Annotated in this window: 7 protein-coding genes; 3 read left to right on the plus strand and 4 right to left on the minus strand. The window is 59.3% G+C overall.

All coding sequences use genetic code 11. The annotated features are described in order from the left end of the window. Positions 1-81: 81 nt before the first annotated feature. From K0U62_08165 to K0U62_08175, 3 genes are all read left to right on the plus strand, one after another. The gene (locus K0U62_08165) at positions 82-528 is read left to right on the plus strand and encodes a pilus assembly protein (protein MCH9801488.1); all 447 of its coding nucleotides are present in this window, start codon (positions 82-84) and stop codon (positions 526-528) included. A gap of 5 nt (positions 529-533) precedes the next feature. Continuing rightward, entirely contained in the window at positions 534-1,625 is a 1,092-nt protein-coding gene (locus K0U62_08170; GenBank protein MCH9801489.1) for a hypothetical protein, read from the plus strand. A gap of 107 nt (positions 1,626-1,732) precedes the next feature. Then, a complete protein-coding gene (locus tag K0U62_08175; GenBank protein MCH9801490.1) occupies positions 1,733-5,548 on the plus strand; it encodes a multifunctional oxoglutarate decarboxylase/oxoglutarate dehydrogenase thiamine pyrophosphate-binding subunit/dihydrolipoyllysine-residue succinyltransferase subunit in 3,816 nt (1,271 codons plus the stop codon). A gap of 39 nt (positions 5,549-5,587) precedes the next feature. Here K0U62_08175 and K0U62_08180 read toward each other — a convergent pair whose 3' ends face one another. The 4 genes from K0U62_08180 to K0U62_08195 form a co-directional block, all read right to left on the minus strand. Then, entirely contained in the window at positions 5,588-6,763 is a 1,176-nt protein-coding gene (locus tag K0U62_08180) for a mechanosensitive ion channel family protein (GenBank protein MCH9801491.1), read from the minus strand. Between the two features lie 248 nt (positions 6,764-7,011). Continuing rightward, entirely contained in the window at positions 7,012-7,182 is a 171-nt protein-coding gene (locus K0U62_08185; protein ID MCH9801492.1) for a hypothetical protein, read from the minus strand. A gap of 20 nt (positions 7,183-7,202) precedes the next feature. After that, entirely contained in the window at positions 7,203-8,168 is a 966-nt protein-coding gene (locus K0U62_08190; GenBank protein MCH9801493.1) for a zinc-binding dehydrogenase, read from the minus strand. Positions 8,169-8,198: 30 nt separating this feature from the next. Beyond that, a complete protein-coding gene (locus tag K0U62_08195; GenBank protein MCH9801494.1) occupies positions 8,199-9,404 on the minus strand; it encodes an NADP-dependent malic enzyme in 1,206 nt (401 codons plus the stop codon). Between the last annotated feature and the right edge of the window lie 23 nt (positions 9,405-9,427).

A 9,427-nucleotide genomic window follows, 5' to 3' on the forward strand; every position in this document is an offset into this window, starting at 1 on the left:
AACGTCCATGGCGGGGTAGACCATTCGGCTGATCCGCGGCGATAGCAGCCCTACTTACGCTGCCGCCAGGAGGAAGTTGTGATGAACGAAAAAGAAGACACCAGCCGTCCAGGACGACGTTGGGCTATCGCTGGCGATCGCGGCGCAAGTGCCGTTGAATTCGCGTTAGTCGTACCGATCTTGCTAGTTGTCGTGTTTGGGATCATTAACTTCGGCGCACTCTTCAGTCAGAAGCTCGCTCTCAATAACGCAGTTCGTGAAGGGGCACGAGCCGCAGTTGTCGCCGGGAGCGGACCGACCGCGGACGTGTCCGCCGAGGTCCGCAGCGCGTTGGTGGGGACGCTCGCCATGGATCCAGCGAACGTCATGGTGGTTGATGATGCCGCCTGTGCAGCTGATCCTGGGACTGGCCAGGACCTCACCGTGACTGCTTCCTTCTCGGCAGATTTGCTTATCCCAATGCCCATTCCGGGATTCCCCGGTCGATTTAATCTTGACGGCACGGCTGTCTACCGCTGCGAGTGGTGAGTTCGATGACCACACCACAGCCAAATGAGCAGCGCCGTAACCTCAAGCAGGAAGTCGGCAACGATGACGGAGCAGTCGCGATCCTGGTCGCCGTGCTGTCTTTAGTGCTGTTCGGCATGGCGGCTTTCGCGGTGGACCTTGGGTACGCCTATTCCGTGAAGCGGCAACTATCAGTGACCGCCGATGCTAGTGCACTCGCAGGTGCCCGAGCGGCCGGTCAACAGTTCAGTAACGATCGATTAGCGGGTGTGGGGTGTGACCCTGCCTCACTGGCTCCGGTAGCGACCGCAGCTGCCACTGAACTTCACAACGAGAACGGACCCAAGGGATCCGATGGCGATCCGGCCGTGGCCGTCTCCTGCCAGCCCGACAACAGCATTTTGGTGGAAGTGCAGAACTCGAGCACGCTAGACACCTTCTTCGGAGCAATTCTTGGTGTCGACACGCTCAATCCCGGAACTGCCGCCGTAGCCCGGGTATCGGGCTCCCCCGGCTATGCCGGATTACGGCCATACGCGGTATGCGAGACCGAGATCGCTGGCTTGACTGCCGGAGACACGTATCAATCGCTATACGGCGGTGGCAACGCCCAAGAAGATCAGCCGTGTCAGTTCACCCCCAGCGGCAACTGGGGACTGGTGGACTTCGACGATGGCAGTAATCCCACCACGGACATCGCCGACTGGACCGCTTTCGGCTACGACGGCACCGTGACCATCCCTGATGCTGAAATGTCCGGCGATCCCGGCGCCAACTTCAACTCCGTCAGCATCAAGACCGCACTCGCCAACATCGTGGACCAGACCGTACTGCTGCCAGTCGCTAGCACCTGGCAAACCGACGGCGGAAATAATGCGAACTTCGCTGCAGTTGGGGTAGTGAGTGCCACGATCTGTGGCGCACAGGTCGGGAACTGGCAAGCCACCGGTGCCTGCTGGGATCAGTCGCAAGCCGACGCTACTGAACTGAAGCCCAACGACTTGATTCTGCAGTGGCAGTTCCAGGAGTATGCCACCAGTTATAGCTCGATTGGCAGTGGAACTGAATGTGATTTGGTATCCGCGAATTGCGTGCCCACGGTGCGCCTCTGGCAGTAGCGGCGCACTTCGGCAGCATCAAACATCAGCTAGTGATGGCTAAGGTGTGCCAGCGGCGCTAAACGCCGACTATCCTATGGATAGTGGCTACTGCAGAAGGAACCGGCGTGACAGCGGAATCCCCTACCCATCCGTTTGGTGCAAATGAATGGCTCGTTGACGAGCTATACCAGCAGTACCTCAAGGACCGCAGCAAAGTTGACCCTGCTTGGTGGGACTTTTTCGCCGATTACCAACCCGACTCTTACACCGCGACTCGCGATGAGGCGCTGCAGGATCATGCAACGCTGACGGATGCCGCCACCGGAGAGCAGCACGCCAGCCCCACATCGCCAGCAGAGGAAATGCGTGAGTCTGGCGCTCCCGCCGCAACTGCCGCCCGAGCCTCTGCCGATGGATCGGCGACCGAGGCCGCTGCCGCCAAATCGCCTGCCGCGCCTACCACCTCCCCAGCGGAGGACTTTGAGCCAGTAGCCCAACCACCCATGGGCGACCGTCATATTCCTACGTCCGCCATCCTCAACACACCGGAAATCAAGGAAGCCCCGCCAACAGCCAAAGACACCACCTCGGCACCGATCAAGGGTGTAGCGGCCAGAGTGGCGAGCAACATGGCGGAGTCGCTGACGATCCCCACCGCCACCAGCGTGCGAGCAGTCCCAGCGAAGCTTCTGATCGACAACCGGGTAGTCATCAACAACCACCTCAAGCGAGCCCGAGGCGGCAAGGTCTCGTTCACCCATTTGATCGGCTACGCAGTCGTTAAGGCTCTCAAACTGCTCCCGGAGATGAACCGCTCGTTCGGAGAGTCCGAAGGTAAGCCAGTACTGGTGACTCCAGCTCACGTGAACTTTGGTCTGGCCATTGATTTGCCTCGGCCCGATGGCAGCCGACAACTGCTGGTGCCCAGCATCAAGGCGGCTGAATCCATGGACTTCGCTGAGTTCTGGGTAACTTACGAAGATCTGGTCCGCCGGGCTCGCACCGGAAAACTCGCTATCGAGGATTTCGCCGGTACAACCATCACCCTCACTAATCCAGGAACCATCGGAACGGTCCACTCGGTCCCGCGACTGATGTCCGGACAGGGAGCCATCGTCGGCGTGGGCGCCATGGATTATCCCGCTGAATGGCAGGGCGCCAGCGACGAAACTCTCGCTCGCAATGCAGTCTCCAAGACCCTCACAATCACGTCTACCTACGATCACCGCATTATTCAGGGCGCACAGTCCGGTGACTTCTTACGTCAGGTGCACCGGTATCTGTTGGGTGAGGACGGCTTCTACGATGAGGTCTTTCACGCCTTGCGGATCCCCTACGTACCGATCCGGTGGTCCAAAGACATCTCCGCCACCCACGACACGGACCTCAATAAGACGGCACGAGTGCAAGAGGTGATTCACGCGTTCCGAGTTCGTGGTCACGTGATCGCCGATATTGATCCACTGGAATATCACCAGCGGTACCACCCAGATCTGGAGGTCATGGAGCACGATCTGACCCTGTGGGACCTCGATCGGGAGTTCGCCACCGGTGGTTTCGGCGGCCGGCCGCTGATGAAGCTGCGAGACATCTTGGGTGTGCTGCGTGATTCCTACTGCCGCACCGTGGGTATTGAATATATGTACATCCAGGACCCAGAGCAGCGGGACTGGATTCAAGAACGCGTCGAGGCCCCGCACGAGCGAGTGCCTCGGGAAGAGCAGTTGCGTATCCTGCGCAAACTTAACGAGGCAGAAGCGTTCGAGACCTTCTTGCACACCAAGTACGTCGGGCAGAAGCGATTCTCCCTCGAGGGCGGTGAATCCGTCATTCCGCTGCTGGATGCCGTTATGGACGCAGCGGCCCGTGACGATATTGAAGAGGTCTGCATCGGGATGCCCCATCGCGGTCGACTCAACGTACTCACCAACATCGGTGGAAAACAGTTCTCAAACATCTTCGAAGAGTTCGAAGGCAACTACGGCACCGGCTCCGTACAAGGATCTGGCGACGTCAAGTACCACCTGGGAACCTCGGGGAAGTATGTCGCCGAGGACGGCGCGGCAACCGGCGTCTACCTTGCCGCCAACCCGTCCCATCTGGAAGCGGTGGACCCAGTGCTGGAAGGCATTGTGCGCGCCAAACAGGATCAGTTGCCCAAAGACCGGCGACATCAAATTCTGCCCATCCTGATGCACGGTGATGCGGCGTTCGCCGGTCAGGGCGTTGTCGCAGAGACGCTGAACCTGTCGCAACTACAGGGGTACCGAACCGGCGGCACCGTCCACATTGTGGTGAACAATCAGGTGGGATTCACTACCTCACCCCGGCACAGTCGCTCTTCGGAGTACTCCACCGACGTTGCTCGGATGGTGCAGGCGCCGATTTTCCACGTCAACGGTGACGATCCCGAAGCGGCGGTATGGGTGGCGAAACTTGCATTCGAATACCGGCAGCGCTTCGGTCGGGACGTCGTGATTGACCTGGTGTGCTACCGGCGACGAGGCCACAACGAAGCCGACGACCCGAGCCTCACGCAACCGATGATGTACTCGATCATCGATCAAAAGCGCTCCACGAGAAAGACCTATACCGAGCAGCTGATCGGTCGCGGTGATATCACCGTTCAAGAAGCCGAGGAAGCACTGAAGCACTTCCAGCAGCGACTGGAGGATGTATTCCAGCAAACCCGGGACTCACTCGGGCCCAAGGAGTCCTTCACCCCCACGTCGGCCGAGGTAGAACGAGAAGGTACCCAGGCGCTCAAGCCGCAGCGACCCGCTGCCGAAGTGGACACCTCCATTACCGATGATCAGGTGCAGTTGGTGGTGCAATCACAACTTCAACTGCCGGACAACTTCCATGTTCACCCGCGGTTGGCGACCCAGCTCAAGCGTCGTGCTCAGATGGTCGAGGACGGCTGGATCGACTGGGGTATGGGCGAGGCGCTAGCCCTGGGCTCCTTGGTGAATCAGGGCCGGGTAGTTCGGCTCGCCGGACAGGATTCGCGCCGCGGCACCTTTGGGCACCGACATGCGGTGATCGTCGATAAATCCACCGGCTGGCACTACAAACCGCTGAAGCGCTGCTACGCGGACGGCGGCAAACTCTACGTCTACGACTCATTCCTCAGCGAGTTCGCCGCGATGGGCTTTGAATACGGCTACTCGGTGGCGCGGCCGGACGCACTGGTCATGTGGGAAGCCCAGTTCGGTGATTTCGCGAATGGTGCGCAAACGATTCTGGATGAGTTCATCTCCTCTGGTGAACAGAAATGGGGGCAGCGTTCGAGCGTGACGCTGTTACTGCCGCACGGCTACGAGGGTCAGGGGCCGGACCACTCCTCTGCTCGTATGGAGCGATATCTGCAGATGTGCGCTGAGGACAACATGACGATCGCGATTCCGTCCTCTCCCGCGTCCTACTTCCACCTGTTGCGTTGGCAGTCACTGTCACGCATGATCCGACCACTAGTGATCTTCACCCCGAAATCACTGCTGCGCGCAAAAGCAGCTACCTCACCACTAGCTGACTTCACTTCCGGAACCTTCAAGGCAGTAATCGGCGATAAGCACGTGATCCCAGATCGCGTGACTCGGGTCATCATGTGCAGTGGCAAGATTTACTACGAACTAATCGCTGAGCGAGAGCGCCGCGGGGCTGACGATGTCGCGATCGTCAGAATCGAACGGCCCTATCCGGTACCGGTGCGCACACTGCCCGAGGAGTTGGATCGCTACCCAGACAGCGCTCGCTTCCTATGGGTGCAGGAGGAACCGGCTAACCAGGGAGCGTGGCAGTTCATCTCCATGAACTACCCGCAGATCACGCAGCACGTGATCACACCGATCTCCCGACCCGCCTCGTCTTCACCCGCAGTTGGCTCTCACCATCGGCACGAGCGCGAACAACGCGCGATCATCGAGGAGGCCTTCTCCTAATCCGGGTATGACCGGGGAGAATGGGAACGTCGGCCGCTACTAATTGTCGTCGCCGCCGCCGTCGCCCCCGGCGCCGTCACCGTCCGGCGCACCGTCCCCGTCATGGTCGAATCCTTCGGGGTCCGTGCTGAAACCTGTTGGCGTCCTCTTCGACTGATCCATGGGCCGATGTTTCTTAGCCTGACTTTCCAGCACCTTCGGTACATCTTCATCCCCGCGAACCCATACAGTGCGCTGCGGGAAGGGGATCTCGATTCCATGTTCGTCGAATGCGTACTTGATCCGCTCCAGGAGCAATCGGGAGGCTGTCCACTGCTCGCCTGGCTTTGTGTTCACAACCAATCGGATCAAGATCCCGTCAGCCGCGAGTTCTTCGACACCCCACACCTCCGGAACATCCAAGAGCAGGTGTCCGTGTTCTCGATCCCGGTACAAGTCAGAACCGACTTTTGCTAGGACTTCCTTAGCGTGCGCTAGGTCAGTTTGGTAGGCGACGCTCACGTCCAACACAGTTCGCGACCAGTTCTGACTCTTGTTGCCAACCCGGACGATTTCACCATTGCGGACGAACCACAGCACCCCGTCTACCGAACGAATCTTGGTGATTCGCAGCGTGACTTCTTCGACGGTTCCGATGGCATCGCCAACGTCAACTACGTCCCCAACGCCGTACTGGTCCTCCATGATGATGAAGATGCCGCTAAGGAAATCTGCCACTAGCGATTGAGCACCGAATGCCAGCGCCACACCGAGAATTCCTGCGCCGGCCAATAGCGGTCCGACGGGGAAACCCAGTACGGAAAGCACCATGAGGGACGCAAAGGTGTAGATGATGATCGTGGCGACGTTTTTGAACAGCGATCCCAGGGTCTCGGAACGCTGCATTGCTCGCTTGGCATCGATGACTGCAGTCGTGCTCGGGGAGGACTTTCCGTCGACCCCGACTCTCTTCTTGTGGACTTTGCTCTTGACGAGTCGATTAATCGCCTTGACAAGAATTCGGCGAAAGACGATCGCAGCGATGATGATGACTGCTGCTCGGAAAAGGTGTGGAACTACTACGTTCCACCACCAGTTCACATCGCCAAGGTTGTCTTGGAGGGTGTTGAGCGCCTCTTCGACGTCCTCTTCCGAGGGAACCGAGACTTCCGGAGACGGTTCTTCGGATGCGAACGGAACAGAAATTTTGAGGAGTAAATCCATGGGCCGCAGCATTAACTCACCGAGCAACGTTCCTCCCAGACTATGAGGCAGCCCACACAAGTCTCGATGTGATCGGAAATCCAGGAAATCTGCGGGGCAACGCCATAATAACGTTCGCATTTCGCTGTGGAAAGACGACAGTCCGTCCGCGTACTACCCGGGGTACGACTCCTGCTGGTCTATGAGGCCACTGGCCAAGGCCTAGGAGCACTACTCCGAGTGCGATGGCCCATTGGGATGACCAAGGGGAACTGACTGGCCTAATCGTCTGATTCTCTTGCGAGGAACGAGGCCATTCGGCCAATGGCATCCTCCCACTCCGGATAGAGGTCAACGAAAGTTCGCATCTGGTCCGCCAACCACTCAACTGCCATCGTCTCGCCGGATAGTCGTTGCTGCAGTTCTTCAATGCCACGGTCACTGTCGTACATGTTCAGTATCCCTTTTGAGGTCAGTCCCGAGTCAGCACGAGTTTGCCGAAAACATCGCCAGCAGCGATCCGAGCAATGGCATCCGCGGCCTCCGACATCGGCAACTCATCAGCAACGATGGGCCGCACTCCGGTGCTGTCACACAGCGAAATCAGCCGCTGCAGTTCGTGCCGCGTCCCCATAGTGGAACCCACCACTGCCAATTGTTTGAAGAAGATCCGTGCCAAATCGGCCGGCGGGTTTGGTCCGGAGGTTGCACCGGAAATGACAAGTCGGCCACCCGGCTTGAGTGACTTCAGCGAGTGCTCCCACGTCGCTGCTCCCACCGTCTCCATGACCGCATCTACTCGCTCTGGCAACCGAGCTCCCGCCTCAAAAACTTGATGTGCCCCGATGTCGAGAGCCGCAACTCGCTTTGCTTCCTCCCGAGAAGTGGCCCACACCCGGTAGCCCATAACTCGCCCCAACGTGATCGCCGCCGTGGCAACACCGCCACCAGCCCCCTGGACCAAGACGGTGTCACCGGGCTTCAAGTCAGACCTCACCGCGAGCATCCGGTAGGCCGTCAGCCAGGCGGTTGGCAGGCAGGCAGCCTCCGCTAGCGTCATCGATGGCGGCAACGGCAACAAGTTCCGCTGCGGCACCATCACCGAATCCGCAAAGGTACCGGGATAAACCTCAGACAATAGGCTTCGCTGTGGATCCAGCGATTCGTCCTCGTACGACGGATCTGCCACTACCGGGTAGACCAGTACTGGATTGCCCCGCTCGTCTACGCCGGCAGCATCACAGCCAAGAATCATCGGCAACCGATCGGCAGTAATCCCCACGCCACGCAAAGTCCACAGGTCATGATGATTGACGCTGGCAGCACGCACCTGAACTTTGGCCCAGCCTGGTCGCGGTTTCGGCTCCGGCTGCTCGCCGACAACTAGCCCGGCTAGTGGGTCTTCCGCGTTGAAGGATTCGGCGTAGACGGCAAACATGCGCTCTCCTGCCCGTTGTCAGCCCAACACTCAAGCCCGACCGGGACTGTCTAGTTGAGCTACTCCATCAAACTGCGCGGCCTCGGCAACCCGACGAGCCACTTCAATCGCAACTCGCGGATTGAAAGGGCTGGGGATGATGTGGTCCGCGGCTAGGTCTTCACCCACTACCCCGGCAATCGCTTCCGCTGCTGCAACCTTCATCCGCGGAGTGATCCTCGTCGCGCGCACATCCAGCGCACCGCGAAAAACACCAGGAAAGGCAAGCACGTTATTGATCTGATTGGGATAGTCGGATCGTCCGGTCGCCACGATTGCGGCGTACTTTTCCGCGATAGTGGGGTCTACCTCGGGGTCCGGATTTGCCAGCGCGAAGATAATCGCTTCCGGCGCCATCTGCGCTACCGCAGCTTCAGCAACCTTGCCAGCGCTAACACCCACAAATACGTCTGCGCCAACCAAGGCCTCTTCAATCGTTCCCGTAATGCCAGCTCGATTGGTGCTCTCCGCGAGTTTCCGCTTGACCGGCGTGAGATCCGCGCGCTGCTGATGTATCAGACCACGCGAGTCAGCCACGACAATGTCACCGATACCGCTGTCGAGCAGCATGTTGGTGACGGCAACGCCTGCCGCACCAGCTCCGGAGACCACAACGCGCAGATCAGCCAGCGTGCGACCGGTTACCTCAGCCGCGTTCATCAGCGCTGCTGTCACCACGATGGCGGTTCCGTGCTGATCATCATGGAAGACCGGGATGTCCAACTGCTCTTGAAGTTGCTCTTCAACCTCGAAGCACCGCGGCGCGGAGATATCTTCTAGGTTCACACCACCGTACGCAGGCGCGATGCGCCGCACCGTTTCTACGATTTCGGCGACGTCGCCAGTGTCCAGACAGATCGGCACGGCGTCGACATTTGCGAATTCTTTGAAGAGCAGTGCTTTGCCCTCCATCACCGGCAGCGCAGCGGCGGGACCAATATCGCCCAGACCCAGCACCGCAGTGCCGTCAGTGACCACCAAGACGGTGTTGCACTTCCAGGTCAGATCATGAACCAAGGCAGGATCGGCCGCGATAGCTTGCGAAACCCGAGCTACGCCTGGCGTGTAGGCCAGCGACAAGCCCTCCGCGTCTCGAATACGCACCGTGGGGCGCACTTCAATCTTGCCGCCGTGGTGAAGCGGAAAGGCGGGATCAGAAGATCGTTCATGATCCGCTGTCGGAAAGTCGGACGACACACATCCCCTCTCGCACGCAGGTG

The organism is Actinomycetes bacterium, from assembly GCA_022599915.1.
Lineage (GTDB): Bacteria > Actinomycetota > Actinomycetes > S36-B12.

Excerpts from the sequence above, each read along its gene's own strand:
- K0U62_08165 (MCH9801488.1), top strand. The coding sequence starts at position 82 with ATGAACGAAAAAGAAGACACCAGCCGTCCAGGACGACGTTGGGCTATC.
- K0U62_08170 (MCH9801489.1), top strand. The coding sequence starts at position 534 with ATGACCACACCACAGCCAAATGAGCAGCGCCGTAACCTCAAGCAGGAA.
- K0U62_08180 (MCH9801491.1), bottom strand. The coding sequence starts at position 6,763 with ATGCTGCGGCCCATGGATTTACTCCTCAAAATTTCTGTTCCGTTCGCA.
- K0U62_08185 (MCH9801492.1), bottom strand. The coding sequence starts at position 7,182 with ATGTACGACAGTGACCGTGGCATTGAAGAACTGCAGCAACGACTATCC.
- K0U62_08190 (MCH9801493.1), bottom strand. The coding sequence starts at position 8,168 with ATGTTTGCCGTCTACGCCGAATCCTTCAACGCGGAAGACCCACTAGCC.